Genomic DNA, 22,363 nt, shown 5'->3' on the forward strand with positions numbered 1-22,363 from the left:
GAGTGAGTGACTTCCGGCCGACCCGGCCGACGGGCGGCGAAAGCATACGATCCGGACGGCCGCGAGAGCCGTCCTGACGGTTCTGCCCGTTCTCCGGCGCTCCATGCCCGCGGGCCCGGCAGGGGCGCGCACGAACGGAGCGGGCCCCGGCCGGGCCCGGCGGGGCGGAGAACCGGCCACCCGCGTCGTCATGGATCTGGACATGCCCCGAATGGCCTGTGTAGAAGTGGTGGCATTGCTGTCGATCAATGACGAGTAGTAGCGAATCGAGGCGAATCACGCCCTTTGGCCGTGCTCGCTCCCATCGGCCGTACCTGGGGGATCCGCATGACACGTACCACCGCGTCAGGAGTGGCGGCATGACTGAGTCCCACCCGTCGTCGACAGCCTCCGAGCCGGGCGATCCCCGTCGCCCCCGCGGGCTCTCGGTGCTCGACCATCCGGGCTTCCCCACGCCCCCCGCCGGACCGGCCGGGCAGCCGGGCTGCGCGGCCGACGAGCCGCCGGCCCGTACCGAACCGGCCGGCGGCACCGAACCGCCCGGCGCCCCGGAGGCCCGCCCGGCACCCCCGGCCGGGCTGCAGGACCGTTTGGCCGGACGGCTGTCCGATTTCACCAGCCTCCATGAGCACTCCGAGCGGCTGGCCCGCGCCCGCGGCCTGACGGCCACCCTGGAGGCCGTGCTGGCCTCCGGCGCCGCGCTGCTCGGCGCCGACCGCGCCCTGCTGGTCACCGCGCTGCCCGGCGGCGGCCCCAGCCAGCCGGTCGGGTACGGGCTCGACCGCGCCAGCCTCGGCGCGCTGGAGACGGTGCCCACCGAGCAGAGCCCGCTCGCCCGGCTGCTGCGCGAGCACGACCGGCCCGACCGGCTGCAGTCGCGCGACCTCGCCACCGACCCCGCGATCGGCGCCCGGCTGCGCGAGCTCGCCGGCCACCTCCGCCTCGGCGGCTGCCACGGGCTGCCGCTCGCCACCGCGGAGGACGGCCCGCTGGCCGCCGTCCTCTGGTTCTACGACGAGCCCGCCGAGCCCACCGAGCGCCAGTGCGAGCTCGTCCGCCGGTACTGCGACGTCGCCGCCCCGCTGCTGGCCAAGGAACTCGAAGCGGACCGGGTCCGGCGCACCACCGAGGCGCTCTGCCGCGGCCTGCTCCCGGACCGCCTCCCGCAGCCCGCCGGCCTGCGGCTGGCCGCCCGGCTCGTCCCGGCCGGGCTGGACCGCTCGGCCGGCAGCGACTGGTACGACGCCATCCCGCTGCCGGACGGCACCGTCGGCCTGACCGTCGGCAGCGTCTCCGGCGATGGTCCGGGCGCCGGGCCCTGCTCCGCCCCCGGCGCGGCCGCCGCGATGGGCCGGGTCCGGGCCGCGCTGCGGGCGTACGCCGTCCTGGAGGGCGAGGACCCGGTCTCCGTCCTGGGGGACCTGGAGCTGCTGCTCAAGACCACCGAGCCGGCCCGCAGCGCCACCGCCCTCTACGCCTGGATCGAGCCGGACGAGCGCCGGATCACCCTGGCCGGGGCCGGGCACTGCCCGCCGGTGCTGGTCACCCGGCAGGGCGCCGAGTTCGTGGAGACCTCGCTCTCCGCACCGCTCGGCATGCTCTCCTGCTGGGAGGCGCCGGGCGTCGAGCTGACCGCCGGGCGCGGCGACACCCTGGTGCTCTACACCGAGGGCCTGGCCCGCCGCTGCGGCCCGACCCTGCACGCCGGACAGGCCAACCTGCGCCGGGCCGCCGCCGACGCCCCGCGCGACGTGCGGATCGACCCGGACCGGCTCTGCGCCCACCTGCTGGCCGTCTGCGCGACCCGGGAGGCCGGGCCCGCCACCGACGACCTGATGGTGCTGGCCGCGCGCTTCGAGTAGCCGGCCGCGCCCGTGGCCGCGGCCCCGCGGCGGGGCTTCCCGGGCCGAGGCCGCCGGAGGCCGGGCGGCCGGGCGTCCGTACCATGGACGCACGGCCGCCCACGTGTGTCGCGATCCGACGCCCCCCGGCCCTTCGCCCGGGGGACCCCCATGGGCGGCACCCGCGCAAGGAGGCGACGTACGTGACCGAGGACCGCACCCCGGCAGTGGCCGAGAACCCCGAGGCCGCCGGCGGCGAGGAGCCGCAGGAGTTCAAGGGCCGCAAGAACGGCCTGTACTCGGAGGTCTCCGACGAGCTCGCCGCCTCGATGAAGTCCGGCTGGGCCGACACCGAGCTGCACGGCCTCACCCCGGTCGCCCAGGCCCCGTACGCCGCCGAGCGCCGCGCCCGGCTCTCCGCCGCCTTCCCCGGCGAGCGCCTGGTCGTGCCGGCCGGCACCCTGCGGGTCCGGGCCAACGACACCGACTACAACTTCCGCGCCGCCAGCGAGTACGTGCACCTCACCGGTGACCAGACCGAGGACGCGGTGCTGGTCGCCGAGCCCACCGGCGCGGCCGGCCACGACTTCGGCCTCTACCTGCTGCCGCGCTCCGACCGCGAGAACGGCGAGTTCTGGCTGGACGGCTACGGCGAGCTGTGGGTCGGCCGCCGCCACAGCCTCACCGAGCAGGAGCAGCTGCTCGGCCTGCCGGTCCGCGACGTCCGCAAGGCCGCCGAGGAGCTGGCCGGGCGCGCCAAGGCCGACGCCGTGCCGACCCGGATCGTGCGCGGCTACGACGCCGGTCTGGAGTCCGCGCTCGCCGAGGTGCTGGACGCCGACAAGGACGCCGGGCTCAAGGAGTTCCTGAGCGGCCTGCGACTGGTCAAGGACGAGTGGGAGATCGGCGAGCTGCGGGCCGCCTGCACCGCCACCGTCAACGGCTTCACCGACGTGGTGCGCGAGCTCGGCCAGGCCGTCGCCACCTCCGAGCGCTGGATCGAGGGCACCTTCTGGCGCCGCGCCCGGGTCGAGGGCAACGACGTCGGCTACGGCTCCATCTGCGCCGCCGGCCCGCACGCGACCACCCTGCACTGGGTGCGCAACGACGGCGAGGTCCGCCCGGGCGAGCTGCTGCTGCTGGACGCCGGCGTGGAGACGCACAGCCTCTACACCGCCGACGTGACCCGCACGCTGCCGATCAACGGCCGGTTCAACGAGCTCCAGCGCAAGATCTACCAGGCGGTGTACGACGCCCAGGAGGCCGGCATCGCGGCGGTGAAGCCCGGCGCCCGGTTCCGTGACTTCCACGACGCCTCGCAGCGCGTGCTGGCCGAGCGCCTGCTCGCCTGGGGCCTGCTGGACGCCTCGGTGTACGACCTGGAGAAGGTGCTGGAGCTGGGCCTGCAGCGCCGCTGGACGCTGCACGGCACCGGCCACATGCTCGGCCTGGACGTCCACGACTGCGCGCACTCCCGCACCGAGGAGCACGTCGACGCGCTGCTGGTGCCCGGCATGGTGCTCACCGTCGAGCCCGGCCTGTACTTCCAGCAGGACGACCTGACCGTGCCCGAGGAGTACCGGGGCATCGGCGTCCGGATCGAGGACGACATCCTGGTCACCGCCGACGGCAACGAGAACCTCTCGGCGGGCCTGCCCCGCCGCGCCGAGGACGTCGAGGCGTGGATGGCCTCGCTGGCCTGAGCCCGACCGGCACGCCACGGGCCCAGTTCCCCGGTGGGGGGCCGGGCCCGTGGCGCGTGCGCTACTTGGCGACCACCCGGACCGGGACGGTGCGGGTCCCGATGACGGTGGGCGGCCCCTGCTCGGGGGTCAGAAGCGCGCTGACGGTGACCGGCATGACTCCGGCGCCGTCCTGGGCCGTCAGCTTCATCCGGTACCTGATGGTGAAGGCGTTCCCCGGCGCCAGCGGGCCGGCGTCGTCGAAGACCGGCTTGCCCGCCGCCGGCGGGGCGATGGTCAGGGCCTTCCACGATCCCGCGCCGTTCGCGCGCTCCAGCGTTCCGGTCACGGCGCCCTTGCTCCCGGCGTAGGACTCCGCGACCAGCTGGGGCACCACCTGGGCGTAGCCGGTCCGGCCGGTGTTCTTGAAGGTCACGACGAACTCCACCGGAGTGCCGTCGTTCGGGAGCTGCTGACCCGTGGTGAGACCCTCCACGGTGACGCTGATGTCGTTCTGGCCCGCCACCGAGGGTGCCTGACGGCCGCTGAGGTCGATGGTGTCGAGGATCGACACCAGACCCGGCTGGTAGTCCGGCTTGAGACCGTTCGCCGTGATGAACACCTGATCGTCCTTCAGGCCCCACATCTGGGCCGTGAAGTCCTCCCCGGGCTTGCAGGTCACCTGCCACTGCGTCTTCGAGATCGCCCGCCCGGCCACGATGTCACGGCTCTTGGCCGGCTCGCCGATCTTCGTGTAGGGCGCGGTGGGGACGTAGGGGTGTCCCCAGACCGGGCAGCTGGGCTGGTGGCTGAAGCCGGACGAGGAGTCCAGGTCGAACGCCGTCGGCCAGATCGCGTGCTCGGCCTCGTCGGCGGTGTTGTACGCGGTGATCAGCACGCCGTAGGGCGCACAGGCCTCCTGGGTCCAACCCGGCTGGGCACCCGTGGGCGCGCCCGGGCTCAGAACGCACAGACTGGTCCCCGCCGGGTCCGGCGGCGCGACCCGCCAACCCGCCGGCACCTTGAACTTCACGCCCCGGAACGTGTACGGGGTCGCGGGCGCCGTGGGTGGGGCGGCGCTGCTCTGGGTGCTGCGCGGGGTGGCGGCGCCGCCCGGGGCGGCCGGCTCGCCGGTGCCCGTGGGGTCGGCCGCCGGGGCAGAGGTCTCGGTGCCGGCCGTCGTCGGAGTGTCGGCGGGGGTCGGCTCCACGGTCGGGACCGCGCTGGGGCTCGGGCTGGCGGAGGCCGTGACGGTGGCCGCCGGGCCGGGATCGCCCCGGTCGGCCACCGTGTCGCCGCGGAAGCCGAGCACGCCGAACGCCATCGCGGCGGCCAGGCCGAACAGCAGCACGGCGGCCAGGTAGACCGGCTTGAGCCGGCGCAGCCGCCGACTGGGCGGTGCGGCCGGGCGCAGGTCGTGTGCGGTGATCTGCATCGCTCGGGCGTTCATCGCCTCGCGGAGCAGCCGTTCCATCGGGGTGTCGTCCGGCCCGTCACCGTCACCGCCGGTCCGGCGGGGAAGCTTGTCGGTCATCGAACCTTCTCCAGATGCTTTTCCAAGGCGTCCAAGGCCCGGCTGGCGGTGGACTTCACAGCGCCCCGGGAGAGCCCCAGGGTTTCCGCTATCTGTGCTTCGGACATGTCCGACCAGTAGCGCAGGACGAGTACCTCGCGCTGGCGGGAGGTCAGCTCCTGCAGGGCGACCAGGACGCGCCGGTGCTCGTCGTTGAGTACCGCGTGGTCCTCGGCCGACGGTGCGTCGGCCTCGTGCGGGGGGACGTACTCGCGGGCGGTCTTGCGGCGGCGCAGCATCGAGCGGGCGCCGTTGACCACGCTGGTGCGCAGGTACCCGAGGGCGTTGTCGAGGTCGTCCAGCTGCTCGCCGTGGCGCTGGTAGAGCTGGGTGAAGGCCTCCTGCACGACGTCCTCGGCGAGGTCCTGGTGGTCGACCAGCAGGACGGCCATCCGTACCAGGCCCAGCCGGTGCGCGTGGTAGAGGCCGGTCAGGGTGGGGCGTTCCTCCGCCTCCTGCTTGCGCCCGCCGCGCAGCAGCCGCAGCCCCGACCGGCGCTGCACCGCCTCCTGCTCGGAGCTCGACGGGGCGCCGTCCGACGAGGCGTCCCGGGGAGCCGCCGCCCCGCCCGCCTCCCGCGCGCCGAAGAGCAGTCCGACCAGCCCGGCGCGGAGGAAGCCGCCGCTCCTCCCGCCTCCCACGATCGGCCCGATGGCCATGGACATCCGCGTTCTGCTTTCCCCCAGGGACGGTTCCCGGCGTGGACCGGACCGTCATGACACATGATCAAGATCGTGATCGGCGGGAATCCTGCCATCGCATCGACCGCTGGCGGAACCCGCCCCCCACTGGTGATGGACGTGCGAGGAGGGCGGAGGTTGCAGGTGGCTTCGCAGAAGATTTCGACCTGGCCGGAACGGCTACACTCACCCGCATCCCGCCACCGCCGCCCAGTCCGAGGGGACCTCATGGCCGACCAGCAGACCACCGGCCCGGTGGCCGTCGCGATCGGACGGCGCCCGGAGCCGGTGCACGATGTCGCGGTGTACGCCTTCGACGGCATGACGCCGTTCGAACTCGGCGTGGTGGTCGAGGTGTTCGGGCTGGCGCGGCCCGAGCTGAGCGGCCTGCTGGCCGCCCCCTGGTACGGGCTCAAGGTCTGCGCCGACCGGCCGGACACCGCGCTGCGGTCGGTCGGCGGCTTCTCGCTGACGGCGCACCACGGCCTGGACGACCTCGCCGCCGCCGACACCGTGGTGGTCCCCGGAGTCCCGAACGCCTTCAGCGGCGAGGTCTCCCCCGGGCTGGTCGCCGCGCTGCGCACGGCGCACGAGCGCGGTGCGCGGATCGTCTCGATCTGCTCCGGCGCCTTCGCGCTGGCCGCCGCCGGCCTGCTGGACGGCCGCGAGGCCACCACCCACTGGCGGTACGCCGAACTGCTCCAGCGCCGCCACCCGTCGGTCCGGGTCAATCCGGACGTGCTGTACGTGGACAGCGGCTCCGTCCTGACCAGCGCGGGCAGCGCCGCCGGGATCGACCTCTGCCTCCACCTGGTCCGCCGGGACCACGGTGCCAAGGTGGCCAACAGCGTGGCCCGCCGCTTCGTGGTGCCGCCGCACCGGGACGGCGGGCAGGCCCAGTTCATCGAGGCGGCGGTCCGGCCGGTCGACGAGGAGGACGACGGGATCGCCCGTTCCATGCAGTGGGCGCTGGACCACCTGTCCGCCCCGCTGACGATCTCCCTGCTGGCCCGGGCCGCCCGGATGTCCGACCGCTCGTACCTGCGGCACTTCACCGCCCGCAACGGGACCAGCCCGATGCGCTGGGTGATCAGCCAGCGCGTCGCGGCCAGCCTGCCGCTGCTCGAATCGCCGGACGGGTCGGTGGAGGAGATCGCCACCGCCGTCGGCTTCGAGAGTGCCGCGACCTTCCGGCACCACTTCGGCCGGGTGATGCGCACCTCCCCGACCGCCTACCGGCGCGGCTTCGGACGCGGCGTGGCCTGAAGCCGGGCGTGGCCCGAAGCCCAGCGTGGCCCGGGCCTGGGCGTGGCCCGGGCCCGGCGGCCCTACGCCTGCTCTCCGGTGCGGAAGGCCGCGTTGGCGAGCATCGCGTCGTGCAGCCACTGGGCGAGGCCCGGGGCGAGCTCCTCGTAGGTGGCGGTGAACCGCGGGTTCGCGACGTACATCCCGGCGATACCGCGGTGGATCTCGAAGGTGCAGTCGTAGAAGTTGTCGCAGATGTGCTGCCGGTGCACCTCGGCGAGGTCCATGGCCGGACCGCCGTCGGCCGGTTCGCCGGCGGTGAAGGCCGCCACCAGACGGGCGTTGAGCGCGTCCGTCTCGGCCTTGATCCGCTGCCAGTCGCCCTTGTCGTAACCACCGGTGCGGCGCTGGGACTGCGCCCAGGCGTCGGTGTCGCCCCAGCGCTGCTCGGCCTCGGCCTCCCACTCCTCCCGGTAGGACTCGCCGAAGACCTCGAACTTCTCCTCCGGGGTCAGCTGGATTCCCATCTTCTGTGCCTCCATGGCGTGTTCGACGGCCGCGGCCAGGTCCTGGAGGTGGCTGATGCGGTCGGTCAGCAGTCGGTGCTGGCGCCGCAGGTGCTCGCTCGGGCTGACCGAGTGGTCGTCCAGGATGGCCGCGATCTCTTCCAGGGGGAACCCGAGTTCGCGGTAGAACAGGATCTGCTGCAGCCGGTCGAGGTCGGTGTCCTGGTACCGGCGGTAGCCGGCCGGGGTACGCCCCTGCGGGGCGAGCAGTCCGATCTCGTCGTAGTGGTGCAGGGTGCGGACGGTGACCTTGGCGATCTTCGCCACGGCACCGACCGAGTAGCCGCCGCTCATCCGGGCGCTCCCTTCTCGTTGGCCACGACTCTCCCGCCTCCCGTTGCGTGAGGGTCAAGCCCAGTCTTCCGGCGCGGCGGCGCGGGGGCGGCCCGCGCCGCGACGCCCGCCCCGCCCGGTCCGACCCGTCCTGCCACGCCCGTCCGGTTACGTCGCGCCACGCCCGCCCCGCCCGGCCCGGTCCGCCCCGGGGGCCGTCGGACCCGTGCGAGTCTCCGAGCGGACGGCCCCGGACGGGCCCCGGCTTGGACGAAGCCGCCTATTGCCGGGCCGGACGGCAGCCGCCAGCATGGCGCCATGACCACCACCGCTGCGCCCCTGGTACGACGGCTGGCCGCGGAGGCGGTCGGTACGGCCGCGCTCGCCGCCGTCGTGGTCGGCTCGGGCATCCAGGCCGCCGCGCTGAGCCAGGACGGCGGGGTCCGGTTCCTGGCCAACGTCGGTGCCTCCGCGCTGGCCCTGGCCGTCCTGATCGAGCTGTTCGGCCCGCTCTCCGGCGGGCACTTCAACCCGCTGGTGACGGCCGGCGCGTGGTGGGCCGGCCGGCGCGACGGCAGCGGGCCGACGCTGCCCGAACTCGGCGGGTACGCCGCCGCGCAGCTGGCCGGCGCGGTCGCCGGGACGGGCCTGGCCAACGCGATGTTCGGGCGGCCGTTCGTCGAGCCCTCCGGACACGGCCGGGACGGCGGAGCGCTCTGGCTCGGCGAGGCGGTGGCCACCGGGACGCTGCTGCTGGTGGTCGCCGGGCTGACCGGCAGCGGACGCGGCCGCCTGGTGCCCGCGGCGGTCGGTCTCTGGGTCGCGGCGGCCTGCTGGGCCACCTCCTCCGGCGGGTTCGCCAATCCGGCGGTGACCCTGGGGCGGGCGCTGACCGACAGCTACACCGGGATCGCGCCCGGCTCCGTCCCCGGCTTCGTGCTCGCCCAACTGGCCGGGGCGGTGGCCGCGCTGGCGCTGGGCGCGGTGCTGTTCACCCGCTCCGGACCGGTCCGGAGCGAGTCCGTGCCGGACGACGCGCGGGAGCTCGTCGCGGGCCGGTCCGCCGCGACCGGCTGAACCGCCGGCCGGCACCCGAGCACCCACCGCCGTTCAGCCCACGGCCCCACCGCCGTTCAGCCCACGGCCCCCGCGGGCACGCGCTCGCGGCGCCGGGCGGCCCTGCCCCCGGTGTCTCCCCCGGGGCGCGGCCGGCGGCCCCGCCGGGTGGGCCAGAGCAGCACGTACGCGGCCGACAGCACCACGAAGGCCAGCCGGACGAAGCCGCGCGCCGAGTCGGAGGGGATCAGCAGCGTGCCGCCGTACAGCGCGGCCAGCGCGATCCAGCTCCACCACGGCACCAGCCGCTGCTGGCCGACCGCGTCCCAGAGCAGGGTGCCGAGCAGGATCGAGGCCGTGTAGTAGGTGTAGACGCTGGGGTCGAACAGGATCCGGGCGTCCGCGCCCAGCAGGACGACGGCCGGCCACCGGCCGCGCCACACCGCGATGCTGCCCAGCGCGAGGCCCAGGCCGAACTGCAGCGGCCGGTCCCACCACGGCGTGGTCGGGTCGGTCACCCCGAACCACCGCAGCGCCGAGGCCGGCTGGTTGGGGATGGTGAACTTGGCGGCCGCCACCGTGTCCAGGTCGCCCAGGTAGAACGGCAGCCAGGCGACGGCCACCAGCCCGGCGAACCACAGCGCCGTGCGCAGCCAGGCCGGCCGGGGCAGCGCCAGGATCAGCGGGGCGAAGGCCAGCGCCCAGGGCTTGGAGTCCACCGCCAGCGCCAGGTAGACGGCGACCTGGACGGCCCGGCCCCGGCTGAGCGCGTGCGCGGCGAGGGTGGTGAAGAAGAGTGCCAGCACGTCGTCCAGGTGCGCGAAGCGGACCGAGACCTCCACCCACATCGGGATGAACGCCAGCCCGGCGACCAGCAGCCGCTGCTGCAGCCGGCGGTGGTTGGTGCCGGTGCCCAGGTAGTACCAGGCGGCGGTGCGGCCGACCAGGACGAGCATCACCAGGCCGAGCCCGGACATCGCGGCCTCGGCCACCAGCTGGCCGGTGTGCGCGGGGAACGGGCTGAAGAGCCGGGCGACGGCCAGGCTGACCGGACCGATCTGCAGTTCGGGGTGGTGGGCGTAGAGCGCGAGCCCGCCGTCGGTCTGGCCGCTGAAGAGCAGCTCCTCGCCCTGACGCAGGTAGTGCCAGGAGAAGCCGCCGCTGGGCTCGACCAGCAGGAACCAGAGGACCGTCCAGGCGACCAGCAGGACGTGGTGTCTGCGCACCGGCAGACCGGCGATCCGGCCGGTGGCGGCCTCGTAGTCGGTGGTGGACCGTGCCGACCGTGCTCCCCGCACCCCTGTACCTCTCCCGCGCCGAGCCCCCCTTCGGCCGGTCATCCTATGTGACCCGACGGAAACGACCGCGCCCCTGGGGTGTCCCTGGCAGGACACCCGAGGGGCGCGGTCGTCGGCCGGGCCGGGCGGACCCGGCGGTGCCGGGGCCCGGCGGGCCGGATGCCCGGGCTCGGCCCGGGCCGGGGTCAGCCCTGCTGGGCGGCCTTGCGGCGGCGGAGCAGCACGAGGGTGCCGGCGCCGACCGCGAGGACGGCGCCACCGGCGATGGCGATGCCGGTGGTGTCGTCACCGCCACCGGTCTGGGCCAGTGCCTTGTCGGCGTTGTCGGCCGCGTTCTTGGCCTTGGCGACGGCGGCCGGGGTGAGCTTCGGCGGCGTCACGGTCGGCACGGTCACCGGGAAGTCGATCGGCTCCTGGGCGCCGGTGCCGCCGGTGGACGGGGCGGAGGTGGTCGCACCGGTCGGCTGCGCGCTCGCCGAGGACGACGGGCTGGTCGACGCCGACGGGCTGGTCGACGCCGAGGTGGTGGCGGTGGGCGTCGCGGTGGCGGTGGCCGTGGGCGTCGCCGTGGCGGTCGCGGTGGGCGTGGCCGTGGCGGTCGCCGTGGGCGTCGCCGTAGCGGTCGCGGTGGGCGTCGCGGTGGCGGTGGCCGAGGGCGAGTGGCTGGGCGAGTGGCTCGGCGACTGGCTCGGCGAGTGGCTGGGCGACGGGCTGCCGGTCGGCTTGCCGGTGGTCTGGCTGGCGGTCGGGCTCGGCTTGCCGCCCCCGGCCTTGATGGTGAAGCCGGCGCCGGTGATGCCGTCGCAGCTGAAGTGACCGTTGCCGACGGGCTCGTGGGACTGGTCGTCGAGCTGCTCGGAGAAGACGACCGGCACCACGCCGGCCTTGCCGAGCGGGGCGTCCTTGGTGAACGAGGCGCGGACCTTGATGGAGACGTCCTTGCCGCGGTTCACCGCGAGCATCGCGTCGTCGGAGTCGGCCCCGCCGAGCAGGATGAGCACCGCGTCGTCGTCGGAGTCCCCGCCGCCGGGGGCGACCGAGCCGGGCAGCCAGGCGCCACCGGGCAGCTGGTACTCGACCTTGAGGTCGCCGGCCTCCAGGCTGCCCGCGCGGTTCTTGAACTTGAGCAGCGGGTAGAACACGAAGTCGTGCCGGGTCGAGTTGTCGATCCGGAAGGTGAACTCCCGGGCGTCGCCGCCCGCGATGAAGGTGTCCGGCACCCCGCGCACGGAGAGGTCCAGGCTCTGGCGCGAGGACTTGTCGGCCTGCGGTGCCGCGGTGGCGGACGGGGAGCCGGTGGTGCCGACGGCGACGGCGCCCTGGGCACCGGCCAGCACCATCGAAGAGGCGAGGGCGGCGGCACCGGCGAGGGCGAAGCTGCGACGTATGGACATGGGCAAGGAAGACCTCACGGATGAGTCCGGGCGTGGCCCGGGAGCGCGGAAGGACTGGGTTGTCCGAACTGTGGTCCCCCCACGAAGCTGAAAGTCCGACGGAGACTACCGAAAGATCCAGCCAGATCGTAAGGCGGGTGCCACCCTTCGTGCACCACCCTGACCGGATAGTGTCCGATTGGCCCAACTCCGTCACTCGGTAAGGCTTTTGTGCCCTACCGTCAGATGACCGCAGGGTGACCGGTACACGTCCGGAACACCGCGTCCGACGGCGCCGCACTGGCGGGAAACCGCCGTCGGGCGGCCATGCTCCCACGGATCGCCGCCGGGGCCGGCCGACCGGGCCTCCCCGCCCTCGTCGGAGAGGTCCGGCCGGTGGGTGGGCGTCAGCCCGCGAAGAAGGACTTGGCGGCGACCAGCGCCCGCTCGTCGTTCAGCACGTCGCCCGGCCGGGTGCCGTTGCCGAGCAGCGCGCCGCCCCAGCGCATGCCCATGTAGTCGGCGCAGAGCCGCAGGGTGGCGATCAGCGGGTCCGCCTTGTCCGGCTCGGTGGCCAGGGCGGTGACGGCCCAGATGGTGCCGCCGGAGAGCCGGGCGCGGAAGTCCGCCCCGGGCGCCCGCAGCCAGGCGGACCAGTGGTCGAGGTAGAGCTTGGCGCTGGTCGGCAGCGAGTACCAGTACACCGGGGCGACGAAGACCAGGTCGGTCGCGGCCAGGGTGGCGTCCAGCAGGGTGCGTTCGTGGCCGGCCGGCTCGGGGAAGCCGCCGTCCTCGCTGTGCCGGCGGTCCTCGAAGGGGGGCAGCGGGTGCTCGCTCAGCCGCAGCCACCGCTGCTCGGCACCGGGCGGCAGACTCGCCCCCGCGGCCAGCCGGGCCAGCTGTTCGGAGTTGCCGTCCGGGCGCGAACTGGCGTTCAGGAAGAGGAACGAACGCGGCGCAGCGGCGCCGGCGGTGTGCTCGGACATCAGGACCCCCGTGCGGATGGCGACAGAAGACCCGAGCGTACGACAGCCTCCGACGGGCCCGGCGGCGACTACTCCGGCAGGCCCGCCCGGCGGCGGGCGACGGCCGCGACGGCCGCCCAGTCCTTCTCGCCGTCACCGTGCGCCAGGGCGTCGAGGAAGGCGTCCCGCAGCACGCTGCCGAAGGGCAGCGGCACGTGCGCCGCGGCGCCGGCCGTCAGCGCGAGATCGACGTCCTTGAGACCCAGCGGAAGCTTGAAACCGGCCGGTTCGTACCGGCGCTCGGCGACCATCGCCCCGTAACCGGAGTAGACCGGCCCGGGGAAGAGCGTGGCGGTGAGCATCTCGACCAGATCGGTCGGGCGGACGCCGTTGGCCTCGGCCAGGCTGCACGCCTCGGCCATCGACTCGATCGCGCAGGCCAGCAGGAAGTTGGCGCTGATCTTGGCGGTGTTGGCCTGGCGCGGGTGGTCGCCGAAGTGCCACGTCCGCCGCCCCATCGCGGCGAGCAGCGGTTCGGCCAGGGCGAGCGCCTCCGGGCCCCCGGCGGCCAGGATGTTCAGCTCGCCGGCCGCCGCCACCGGGGGCCGGCCGAGGACCGGCGCGGCGACGTAGCCGATGCCGTGCTCGGCGTGCAGGGCCTCGGCCCGCTCCGCGAGCGCCACCGAGACCGTGGCCATGTTGACGTGCAGGGTGGCCCGGGCGCCGGCCAGCAGGGCCGGATCGAGCAGCAGCCGCTCGAACGCGGCGTCGTCGGCGAGCATGGAGACCACCGCCTCGGCGGCGAACGCACCGGCCGGCCCGTCGGCCGCCTCGGCGCCCCGGTCGACCAGCGCGGCCACCGGCCCGGGCGAGCGGTTCCAGACCCGCACCCGGTACCCGGCCCGCAGCAGGCTGGCGGCCATGCCCTGCCCCATCGCGCCGAGCCCCACGAAGCCGACCGTCGTCACTGCCATCGCCCACTCCCGTCGTCGCCGCCCGGCGGACCGCGCCACGGACCGCCGGGCCGGAGCCACCGGTACGGCGAACCGGGCACGTCGAAGCGGGCGGGCCGGTCCGACAGAGCCGTCGGATCACGATCCATGCCGCCCCGACTGTACGTCAGCCCGTCGCCCCGGCCGTGCTCAGGCGCACGCGTGCTCCGGCAACCGGGCCCGGCCCGACTCCAGTTCGGCGACGACCCGGTGGCGCAGCAGTTCGTACTGGGCCTGGAGCCGGCCCGGGCGCTGCGGGCGGGCGACCGGCCGGCCGGGGCCGACCCGCTCGTCGGGGCCGAACTGCTCGCGGGTGAGGTCGATCTCGAAGCCGGTCGCGAACCGGTTCCACCAGTGCAGGTCCGTCCGGACACCGCCGACGTGCACCTCGCCCATCATGAGCTCGCCGCCGAGCAGGTCGTGCAGGACCATCGCGGTGACCCCGCACTGGCCGCGGGCGGGATTGTCGGGATGCCAGTGGGCCAGGTCCTCGGGCGCACAGGTGTCGACACCCCAGGAGGAGCGGATCGCACGTTCGATGTCGTTGAGGGTCCACGCCGTCATAGCGGGAAGCCTGCCACGCCCCACTGACAGCGGCACGGGCTTTTCAGTGGGCCACCCCGTGTTCTGCGGTGACCTTCTCGATCTTCACCCGTACGAGCAGCTCGCCGGGGACGCCGTTACGGGCGCCGTACTGCTCGGCGAGTTCCTCGCCCATGTACCGGGCGGCGATCCGGGTGGCCCAGTCCCGCACCTCGGGCAGATCGTCGCTCAGCCGGGCGGTGCCCTGGACGAGGGCGTAGGAGAAGGGCGGCCGGTCGTCGTCCACGCAGAGCATCACCCGGCCGTCGCGGGCCAGCGTGCGGCCCTTCACCGTGCCGGCGCCGGTGTTGAACACGATCTCGTCGCCGTCCAGCAGGAACCAGACCGGCGCGACGTGCGGGCGGCCGTCGGCCCGGGTGGTGGCGATCTTGGCGGTACGGGTGCCGGCGGCGAGGAAGGCGCGCCACTCGGTCTCGGTCATGTGAGGCATGCGCCCATCCTGACCGCTGCGGTGCTCCGGCGCACCGGGTTCCTGGGGTGACCGGGCTCCCGGGTTCCCGGGGTGACCGGGCTCCCGGGTTCCCGGGGTGACCGGGCTCCCGGGTTCCCGGGGTGACCGGGTTCCCGGGTTCCCGGGGTGACCGGGTTCCCGGGTTCCCGGGTGACCGGGGCGGATGCGCCGAGCGCGGGCGGGCGGCGGGCAGCGGCGCGCGGGCAGGCCGGCGCACCGGAGCGGTCGGGGGTCCGCTCCGGTGCACCGCGTCGCGTCGGGCGCCCGCGCGCCCGCCGGGCGCTACTTGCCGAGCGCCGCGACGCCCGCCTGGGCGAACTGCTCGTCCAGGTCGCCGCTGGGCGCGCCCGCGACGCCGATGCCCGCGATCGGCGCACCCTTGGCCTGCACCGGGGCGCCGCCGGCCAGGAACAGCGTGCCCGGGATGTCCTTGAGGTTCGGCGCCTGCGCCAGCCGCTTGGCCAGCTCGGAGGTCGGCGCGTTCCAGGAGACCGCCGTGAACGCCTTGCGCTCGGCGGACTCCGGCGACTGCGGGCCGGCGCCGTCACCCTTGAGCAGCACCCGGGTGATGCCGTCGCGGTCCACCACCGCGACCGTGACGTGCTGGCCGGCCTTGGTGGCCGCGTCCAGGGTGGCCTGGGCGGCCTTGGTGGCGGCCTCGATGGTCAGGCCGGTGGTCTGGGTGAGGTTCTTGTTCTGGGTGTCGGCCTTCACCGCGGCGGCGGCGGCCGGGGCCTCGGTGGTGTCCGCACTGGCCGAGACGGCGCCGACGGTGGCGGTGGCCAGCGCGGCGGCGGCGACGGCACCGGTCAGCACACGGGTACGCAGGGAGGTCTTCTTCATGGTCGGGCTCCTCGTCGGATCGGTCGGTGCCACGGCCGGGATCTGGGGGCCAGGTCGGGCTCGGCGGCTTCGGTACCGATCCTCCGGCCGCCGGGCCCCCGGGCACATCGACGGTCCGGCGGCCGCTCGCGCGCAGGATGGAGGACGGTCCCGTCAACCGATCGGCTGATGCGCGGCCCGGTCGGACGGGTCACCATCGAGGGATCGGACCAGGTCAGCGCGGTGGGCCGGAGTGCCGACCGCAGAGAGCCGCCCGCAGAGAGCCGCCCGCAGAGCGGCGACCGCAGAGTGGAAGGAGCCGCCCCGTGCCGCAGGACCGTCCCGCCGGCGGCGAACCGGCCACCGGTGCCACCGCCCCGGCCCCCGCGGGCCCGGCGGCAACCCCCGACCCGGCGGTCCCGGCGAACCCGCCCGACCCGGCGGACCCGCCCGACCCGGCGGACCTCTCCGGCCCCGGGGCCGACAATCCGGACGACGGCCGGCTGGCCGTCCTGCTCGACTCCGCCTTCCTGCTGCTGCTCGCCACCTCGCTCAGCCGCTACCTCAGCCACCACCCCGGCAACCCCCGCATCCCCTGGGTGATCGGCCTCGGCCTCGCCCTGGCCGTCGCCCAGCCGGTCGGCTCCTGGCTGGCCCACCGCCGCCCGCCCGCCCCCGGGCGCCGGCGCAGGCTCTGGCCGCTGGCCCTGGTGGTCGCCCTCTGGGTCGTCCTGGTGCTGGTCGCGCCGAGCTTCGCCTGGTGCGCCGTCCCGCTGGTCTACACCGCCCTGCGCACGCTGCCCGCCCGGGCGGCGATCCCGCTGGTGGCCGCGCTCACCCTGCTGGTGGTGATCGGCGAGGTCCGGCTGCCGGGCGGGGTGGACGCCAACCTGGTGCTGCTGCCGCCGGCCGTGGCGGCGCTCGCCACCGCCGTCTTCCTGTACATGGAACGGCAGGCCGAGCGGCAGCGGGCGCTGATCGCGGACCTCGTCCGCACCCGGCGCGAACTCGCCGCCACCGAGCGCCGGGAGGGCACTCTGGCCGAGCGCGAACGGCTGGCCATGGAGATCCACGACACCCTGGCGCAGGGGCTGTCCAGCCAGCAGATGCTGCTGCAGGCCGCCGACCGCACCTGGGAGGCCGATCCGGCGACCGCCCGCACCCATGTCCGGACCGCCGCCGAGGTGGCGGGCCGCAACCTCGCCGAGGCCCGCCGCTTCGTCCACGACCTCGCGCCCGCCGAACTCGCCGACGGGCGCACCCTCGACCAGGCGCTGCGCTCGCTCGCCGAGCGGGAGTCCGCCGAGAGCGGGCTGCCGGTCCGGTTCCACCTGGACGGCGCCCCGGTGCCGCTGCCCGCCGCCGCGCAGTCCGCGCTGCTGCGGATCGCCCAGGGCGCGCTGGCCAACGTCCGGGAGCACGCCGGGGCCTCGGCCGCCGCGCTGACCCTGTCCTTCCTCGGCGACCAGGCCGTCCTGGACGTCGCCGACGACGGCCGGGGTTTCCGGCCCGCCCGGCCGGGCGGCGGCTCCGGCGCGCCGGAGCCCGGCAGCGGCGGGCGCGGTCACGGTCTGCCCGCGATGCGGGCGCGGCTGCGCCAGCTCGGTGGCACGCTGACCGTCGAGAGCACCCCCGGCGAGGGCACCGTCGTCTCCGCCGCGATCCCGCTGGAGCCCCGACGAACCCCCCTGGAGCCCCGATGAGCACCGCCCCCTCGACCCCGCCGGTGCGGCTGCTGGTCTGCGACGACCACGCCGTGGTCCGGGCCGGCCTGCTGGCGCTGCTGGCCAGCGCCGGTGACATCGAGGTGGTCGGCGAGGCGAGCACCGGCGAGGAGGCGGTCGCCCTGGCCGGTGCGCTGGCGCCGCAGGTCGTGCTGATGGACCTCCAGCTCGGCGAGGGGATCGACGGCGTCGAGGCCACCCGGCGGATCACCGCCGCACCGGGCGCGCCGCACGTCCTGGTCCTCACCACCTACGACACCGACGCCGACATCACCCGGGCGATCGGGGCGGGCGCCACCGGCTACCTGCTGAAGGCCGAACGGCCCGAGGAGCTGTTCGCGGCGGTCCACGCGGCCGCGCGCGGCCGGACCGTGCTGTCACCGCCGGTCGCCTCCCGGGTGATGGCTCAGATGCGGGCCCCCGTACCGCAGTTGACCGAGCGTGAGCAGGAGATCCTGGCGCAGCTCGGACAGGGGCTCGGCAACCGGGAGATCGCCCGGGCGCTGTTCATCAGCGAAGCCACCGTGAAGACCCATCTGGGCCGGATCTACGACAAGTTGGGCGTGGACACCAGGGCCGGCGCGGTGGCCGTGGCCAAGGAGCGCCGGCTGCTGCGCTGAGCGCCCGTCCGGTGCCGCTGCGTGCCCGTCCCGCCCCGGAGTGTCGGATTCCGCGCCGCCGGGTGCCCCGCTCCCGAGTGTCGGATTCCCGGCCCCGGGAGCCTCGCCCCGGGAGCCTCGCCCCGGGCCCTCCGTTCGCCCGGACGGGTGAGGCAGGAGACCTTGGCCGCCCTCCTCCGACACCGTTTCCTTACGCACCCGGAGCACCCGCGCCGGAGTCGGCACGCCCCGGCACCCGGCCGCTGACGGCGCACCGCCCACCTGCGTCCCACCCTCGGCCCGCCCTCGGGCTGCCCTCGGGCCCCCGAACACGCCCGCCGGAATGTGGATGTTTCGTGGAACTCTCTATTGACAAACCAACCACTCGGTTTGTTAGCGTGGAGATCAACGACGCCTCCGGTGGTGGGGCCTCGCCGGGGTCTGTGCGAACCATCCTCGCCGGAGGGTGGCTGCCAGGGGGGTGCGGCGGGGGACCGGAGAGTCGGGGGGTACGGCGCGCCGATGCCGTGTGCGGAGAAGGCGCGGAGCGAGTCCGGGGGGACTCGCTCCGCGCCTTCTCAACACCCACCGGCCCAGGTCAGCCCAGGGCGCTCCAGAACGGGCAGCGGATCTCCGGCAGTGCCGCCGATCCGCCTACCGCGTACGGGACTTCGGGACCGCCGGGCGCGCCCCGCACCGGCTCCGAACGGGCCACCCCCGGCGAGGTCGCGGTCAGCCGGGCCTCGCCCAGGACACCGAACTCCAGCGCCAGCCGGTAGCCGTCCGGCGTGACCGCGGCGACTCCGGGCAGCTCGCGACAGGCGTTCACCGAGGTGATGGTCCAGCCGCGCCGCCGCCACCCCGCCTCCACCATGGCCGGCAACTCGCCCCGCCGGGCGCCCGAGATGATCGTGACGATGTCCCGGCCGCGGCCGACGTACCACTGGACGCCGCCGTCGGCCGGTCCGGAGCCCGGCGGCGGCAGCCGCGCACCCGCGCGGGGTGCGGCGTACCGCCAGGACAGCGCCGGCCGGACGGCGTCCAGCGTCCGCTGCAGCAGCCACTCACAGCGTTCGCCGGCGGCCGCCTGGTCCACGACCGTCCGCGCGGGCCGCGCGAACGGCCCGGCGGGCTCCGGGCACCGGGGACCGGCCGGGTTCTCGACGTTCACTTCGGTTCCACCTGACTGCACCGGGCCCTCCGCGCTTCTCCCGGTGTTCGGCCCGGGAAGGGATTGCGTCACTCCGTGGACGGCGTGCCGAACCGGCACAGTTCCCCGCCCCGCCCGACACGCCGGACCGGCCCGGTCGACCGCCCTGCCCGGCCGCGCCGAACCGGCACCGGACACCTCGTGGCCTTCGAGCACTCCGAGGCCTTCACCCCCACGGTCCGCACCTTCCTCGCCGCCGCGCGACCTGGCAGTGACCTGCGTCACATTCACGGCCGCCGCCGTCACATTCCCGGCGTCCGATCCGCTCAGAGGGTGTCGCGAACGAACGCCACCCCTCACAGACAGGAGGCAGCCGCAGATGAAGCTCACCATCCTCGCCGCCACCGGCGGCATCGGACGGCACCTGCTCACCCAGGCCGTCGCGGCCGGCCACGACGTCACCGTCGTGGTCCGCACCCCGGCCAGGCTGGCCGACCCGGCCGGGAGCGGCCGAGCCCCGGCCGGCGTCCGGGTCGTCCGCGCCGATCTGGCCGTCGCCGAGCCGGCCGAACTGCAATCCGCGGTCGCCGGCTCGGACGCCGTCCTCTCCGGCCTCGGCGCCCGCTCCAGCGCCGAGGCCGGTGTCGCCTGGCGCGGCACCCGGGCGGTCATCACCGCGATGCGCGAGGTGGGCGCCCGGCGCCTGATCGTGGTCAGCGCGGCCCCGATCGGCGCCGTCCCCTCCCCCGCCCGCCCGCGGCCGCCCCGGCACGACCCGGGCGACGGCTTCTTCATGCGCCACCTCGCCGCCCCGCTCACCCGGGCGGCCCTGCGCACGCACTACGCCGACCTGGCCCGGATGGAGGACGAGATCCGCGCCGGCGGGCTGGACTGGACGATCGTCCGCCCGCCCCGGCTCACCGACCGTCCGCTCACCCGGGACTACCGGACGGCGTACGGGCGCAACCTCCGCCGCGGCCTGTCGGTCGCCCGCGCCGATGTCGCCCACTGCATGCTCGGCCTGGTCGACCGGCCCGATTCGGTCCACCGGACCGTCGGCATCGCCGACTGACCGGGGCCCCACCCCTGTTCCCGACCCATCGTCAGACCCCCGGCCGAACTCCGCCGACCGCTCCGGCCGGCGGGCCCACGACGGATTGCGACGGCGCGCCCGATGAACGACAACGACTTCCTGGCCCGGCGGTTCGAGCAGCACCGCCCCCATCTGCGGTCGGTGGCCTACCGGATGCTCGGCTCCCTGAGCGAGGCCGAGGACGCCGTCCAGGAGACCTGGTTCCGGCTCAGCCGCTCCGACGCCTCCCGCGTCGACAACCTGCCCGGCTGGCTGACCACCGTCGTCGGCCGGGTCTGCCTGGACCTGCTCCGCTCCCGCACCGCCCGGCGCGAGGCCCCGCTGGACACCCATGTGCCCGACCCGGTGATCGCCCGCGCGGACACCGCCGACCCCGAACAGGCCGCGCTGCTGGCCGACTCGGTGGGCCTGGCCATGCTGGTGGTGCTGGACACCCTGCCGCCGGCCGAACGGCTCGCCTTCGTCCTGCACGACATGTTCGCGGTGCCGTTCGAGGAGCTCGCCCCGATCGTCGACCGCACCCCGGCCGCCACCCGCCAGCTCGCCAGCCGGGCCCGCCGCCGGGTCCGGGGCGCGGCCGCCCCGGAGACCGACCTCACCCGCCAGCGGGTCGTCGTCGACGCCTTCCTCGCGGCCTCCCGCAGCGGTGACTTCGACGCCCTGGTCGCCCTGCTCGACCCGGACATCACCCTGCGCGCCGACGTCGGCGCCACCGGGGCCGGCGGCTTCCCCGGCATCCAGCACCTCGTCCACGGGGCGCCCGACGTCGCCCGGCAGGCGCTGCTCTTCCGCGGCCTGGCACCCTTCGCCCGCCCGGCCCTGATCAACGGCGCGCTCGGCCTGGTCACCGCCCCCGACGGCCGGCTCTTCTCCGTCCTGGCGCTGACCGTCGTGAACGACCGCATCGCCGAGATCAACCTGCTCGCCGACCCCGACCGCCTTCGCGACCTCCCCGTCCCGCCGCTCTGAGCGGGACCACCGGAGGAAGAGCAGGAGCAGGAGCAGGAGCAGGAGCAGCAGCAGGAAGAGCAACAGGAAAGAGCAGCACACTTCACCTTCGCCCGCAAGACCCGTGACAGAACGTCCGATAATCGATCCTGCCGGGAACAGGAACTGATCGGTCGTCAGTTCACGGAGAGAGCGGGCCCACTCGTACCGCCAGCCCCGTTCGACCCGAATGAACGACCAGGAGACGATCGTGCGCATACTCTTCACCGGCCCGGCCGCGCCCAGCCACCTCTTCCCGATGGTGCCGACCGCGCAGGCCCTGCGCGCAGCCGGACACGATGTGCTGTTCGCCAGCCCGAAGCCGATGGACCAGCTCCGGCAGGCCGGCTTCCCGATAGCCGAGATCGGCGACGGCCGGCCACTCCGGGAGGCCTTCGAGGAGGCCACCGGCGAGGAGGCCCGGTACTCCAGGCCGGACCTGGACCAGGACCAGATCTTCGACATGGCCGCCGCCGCCTTCGCCCACGCCTCCCGCTCCACCGTGGACGACCTGCTCGCCGTCGCCGGCGCGTGGGAGCCCGACCTGCTGATCCACGACTCCTGCCTGGCCTCCGCCCAGCTGGTCGCGGCCAAGCTCAAGATCCCGGCGGCGCTCCAGAACTTCGGCCTCACCTCCGGCCTCGACCTGGCCGGCCGGCTGGCCACCCACTTCACCGACGTCTACGAGGCGCACGGCGTGGCCGGCCCCGCCGAGACCACCCCGCTGGACATCGTCCCGGCCTCGCTCGGCGGCGACGGGGGCGGCCTGCGGATGCGCTACCTCCCCTACAACGGCGGCGGTGTCGTCCCCGGCGACCTGCTGCGCCGCGGCACCCGGCCGCGGGTCGCCGTCACCCTGGGCACCGTGGTCGCCGAGATGGACGGCGTGCACGCCATCAGCCGGCTGATCGAGGCCGCCGCCGGGGTCGACGCCGAGTTCCTGCTCGCCGTCGGCGAGGCCGACCTCAGCCACCTCGGTCCGCTCCCGGCCAACGTCCGCCCGCTGCCCTGGGTCCCGCTCGCGGAGCTGCTGCGCGTCTGCGACGCCGTGGTCCACCACGGCGGCTCCGGCAGCACGCTCACCGGTCTGCAGGCCGGCGTGCCCCAGCTGCTCCTCCCCCAGGGCGCCGACAACTTCGCCGTCGCCGACATCCTCACCGCCACCGGGGCCGCCCTGCGCTCGGCCTCGGCCGACGTCGACACCGCCCTGCTCACCCGCCTCGTCGAGGACCCGGCGCTGCGCGACGCCGCCGCCCGCCTCCGGGCCGACAACGAGGCCCTCCCCACCCCGGCCGCCCTCGTCCCCGACATCGAGGCCCTCGCCGCTGCCCCGCGCTGACCCGGCCCACCCCGCGGGGACGCCGCAGCCGCAGGTCGGGTGACCTGCGGC

Annotated in this window: 20 protein-coding genes; 9 read left to right on the forward strand and 11 right to left on the reverse strand. The window is 75.1% G+C overall.

Features of this window, described 5'->3' with window-relative positions; genetic code table 11:
- Nucleotides 1-359 precede the first annotated feature (359 nt).
- Together ACFWA9_RS18180 and ACFWA9_RS18185 are read left to right on the forward strand one after the other, a co-directional pair.
- Nucleotides 360-1,862, forward strand: coding sequence for a PP2C family protein-serine/threonine phosphatase (locus ACFWA9_RS18180; RefSeq protein WP_329488677.1), 1,503 nt, complete (start codon nt 360-362; stop codon nt 1,860-1,862).
- A 182-nt stretch (nt 1,863-2,044) separates the two neighbouring features.
- Nucleotides 2,045-3,544, forward strand: coding sequence for an aminopeptidase P family protein (locus ACFWA9_RS18185; RefSeq protein ID WP_380388218.1), 1,500 nt, complete (start codon nt 2,045-2,047; stop codon nt 3,542-3,544).
- Between the two features lie 61 nt (nt 3,545-3,605).
- On the opposite strand, the gene ACFWA9_RS18190 is transcribed toward ACFWA9_RS18185, so the two are convergent.
- Both ACFWA9_RS18190 and ACFWA9_RS18195 read right to left on the reverse strand, forming a co-directional pair.
- Nucleotides 3,606-5,057, reverse strand: a complete 1,452-nt coding sequence (locus ACFWA9_RS18190) for a hypothetical protein (RefSeq protein WP_380388220.1) — start codon at nt 5,055-5,057, stop codon at nt 3,606-3,608.
- Nucleotides 5,054-5,761 carry an RNA polymerase sigma factor gene (locus tag ACFWA9_RS18195; protein ID WP_380388222.1) on the reverse strand — a complete coding sequence of 236 codons (708 nt, stop codon included), beginning with the start codon at nt 5,759-5,761 and terminating at the stop codon, nt 5,054-5,056. The genes ACFWA9_RS18190 and ACFWA9_RS18195 overlap by 4 nt, the downstream gene beginning before the upstream one ends.
- A gap of 243 nt (nt 5,762-6,004) precedes the next feature.
- Here ACFWA9_RS18195 and ACFWA9_RS18200 point away from each other — a divergent pair, with 243 nt between their 5' ends.
- Nucleotides 6,005-7,042, forward strand: coding sequence for a helix-turn-helix domain-containing protein (locus ACFWA9_RS18200; RefSeq protein ID WP_329488681.1), 1,038 nt, complete (start codon nt 6,005-6,007; stop codon nt 7,040-7,042).
- Between the two features lie 62 nt (nt 7,043-7,104).
- Here ACFWA9_RS18200 and ACFWA9_RS18205 read toward each other — a convergent pair whose 3' ends face one another.
- Nucleotides 7,105-7,881: a MerR family transcriptional regulator gene (locus ACFWA9_RS18205; RefSeq protein WP_380388224.1), complete on the reverse strand. Its 777-nt coding sequence runs from the start codon at nt 7,879-7,881 to the stop codon at nt 7,105-7,107.
- Between the two features lie 297 nt (nt 7,882-8,178).
- Here ACFWA9_RS18205 and ACFWA9_RS18210 point away from each other — a divergent pair, with 297 nt between their 5' ends.
- Nucleotides 8,179-8,937: an aquaporin gene (locus ACFWA9_RS18210; protein WP_352297925.1), complete on the forward strand. Its 759-nt coding sequence runs from the start codon at nt 8,179-8,181 to the stop codon at nt 8,935-8,937.
- Nucleotides 8,938-8,993: 56 nt separating this feature from the next.
- Here the strand turns inward: ACFWA9_RS18210 and ACFWA9_RS18215 are convergent, their stop codons facing one another.
- The 7 genes from ACFWA9_RS18215 to ACFWA9_RS18245 form a co-directional block, all read right to left on the reverse strand.
- Nucleotides 8,994-10,214 carry a hypothetical protein gene (locus tag ACFWA9_RS18215; RefSeq protein WP_380388226.1) on the reverse strand — a complete coding sequence of 407 codons (1,221 nt, stop codon included), beginning with the start codon at nt 10,212-10,214 and terminating at the stop codon, nt 8,994-8,996.
- A gap of 185 nt (nt 10,215-10,399) precedes the next feature.
- Complete coding sequence (locus ACFWA9_RS18220; RefSeq protein ID WP_380388228.1) at nt 10,400-11,608, reverse strand: LPXTG cell wall anchor domain-containing protein; 1,209 nt, start codon at nt 11,606-11,608, stop codon at nt 10,400-10,402.
- A 386-nt stretch (nt 11,609-11,994) separates the two neighbouring features.
- Nucleotides 11,995-12,573 (reverse strand): NAD(P)H-dependent oxidoreductase, encoded by a 579-nt coding sequence (locus tag ACFWA9_RS18225; RefSeq protein ID WP_329488685.1) that lies wholly within the window; start codon nt 12,571-12,573, stop codon nt 11,995-11,997.
- Nucleotides 12,574-12,641: 68 nt separating this feature from the next.
- Entirely contained in the window at nt 12,642-13,526 is an 885-nt protein-coding gene (locus ACFWA9_RS18230) for an NAD(P)-dependent oxidoreductase (RefSeq protein ID WP_380388230.1), read from the reverse strand.
- Between the two features lie 168 nt (nt 13,527-13,694).
- The gene (locus ACFWA9_RS18235) at nt 13,695-14,108 is read right to left on the reverse strand and encodes a hypothetical protein (protein WP_329488687.1); all 414 of its coding nucleotides are present in this window, start codon (nt 14,106-14,108) and stop codon (nt 13,695-13,697) included.
- A 43-nt stretch (nt 14,109-14,151) separates the two neighbouring features.
- The gene (locus ACFWA9_RS18240) at nt 14,152-14,568 is read right to left on the reverse strand and encodes a PPOX class F420-dependent oxidoreductase (protein ID WP_329492168.1); all 417 of its coding nucleotides are present in this window, start codon (nt 14,566-14,568) and stop codon (nt 14,152-14,154) included.
- Nucleotides 14,569-14,880: 312 nt separating this feature from the next.
- Nucleotides 14,881-15,441, reverse strand: coding sequence for a heme-binding protein (locus ACFWA9_RS18245; protein WP_380388232.1), 561 nt, complete (start codon nt 15,439-15,441; stop codon nt 14,881-14,883).
- A 305-nt stretch (nt 15,442-15,746) separates the two neighbouring features.
- Between ACFWA9_RS18245 and ACFWA9_RS18250 the strand changes: the two genes are divergently transcribed.
- Nucleotides 15,747-17,123, forward strand: coding sequence for a sensor histidine kinase (locus tag ACFWA9_RS18250; RefSeq protein WP_380388234.1), 1,377 nt, complete (start codon nt 15,747-15,749; stop codon nt 17,121-17,123).
- Entirely contained in the window at nt 17,120-17,764 is a 645-nt protein-coding gene (locus tag ACFWA9_RS18255; RefSeq protein WP_352297915.1) for a response regulator transcription factor, read from the forward strand. The genes ACFWA9_RS18250 and ACFWA9_RS18255 overlap by 4 nt, the downstream gene beginning before the upstream one ends.
- Before the next feature lie 577 nt (nt 17,765-18,341).
- On the opposite strand, the gene ACFWA9_RS18260 is transcribed toward ACFWA9_RS18255, so the two are convergent.
- On the reverse strand, nt 18,342-18,914 hold the full coding sequence (locus ACFWA9_RS18260) for a hypothetical protein (protein ID WP_352297913.1): 573 nt from the start codon (nt 18,912-18,914) through the stop codon (nt 18,342-18,344).
- A 358-nt stretch (nt 18,915-19,272) separates the two neighbouring features.
- Between ACFWA9_RS18260 and ACFWA9_RS18265 the strand changes: the two genes are divergently transcribed.
- The 3 genes from ACFWA9_RS18265 (at nt 19,273) to ACFWA9_RS18275 (ending at nt 22,312) form a co-directional block, all read left to right on the forward strand.
- Nucleotides 19,273-19,965, forward strand: coding sequence for an NAD(P)-binding oxidoreductase (locus ACFWA9_RS18265; protein ID WP_329488692.1), 693 nt, complete (start codon nt 19,273-19,275; stop codon nt 19,963-19,965).
- Between the two features lie 102 nt (nt 19,966-20,067).
- Nucleotides 20,068-20,955, forward strand: a complete 888-nt coding sequence (gene sigJ / locus ACFWA9_RS18270; RefSeq protein WP_380388237.1) for an RNA polymerase sigma factor SigJ — start codon at nt 20,068-20,070, stop codon at nt 20,953-20,955.
- 229 nt (nt 20,956-21,184) lie between these two features.
- Entirely contained in the window at nt 21,185-22,312 is a 1,128-nt protein-coding gene (locus ACFWA9_RS18275; RefSeq protein ID WP_380388238.1) for a nucleotide disphospho-sugar-binding domain-containing protein, read from the forward strand.
- Nucleotides 22,313-22,363 lie beyond the last annotated feature (51 nt).

The sequence above is a fragment of the Kitasatospora sp. NPDC059973 genome (genome assembly GCF_042737525.1).
GTDB lineage: Bacteria > Actinomycetota > Actinomycetes > Streptomycetales > Streptomycetaceae > Kitasatospora.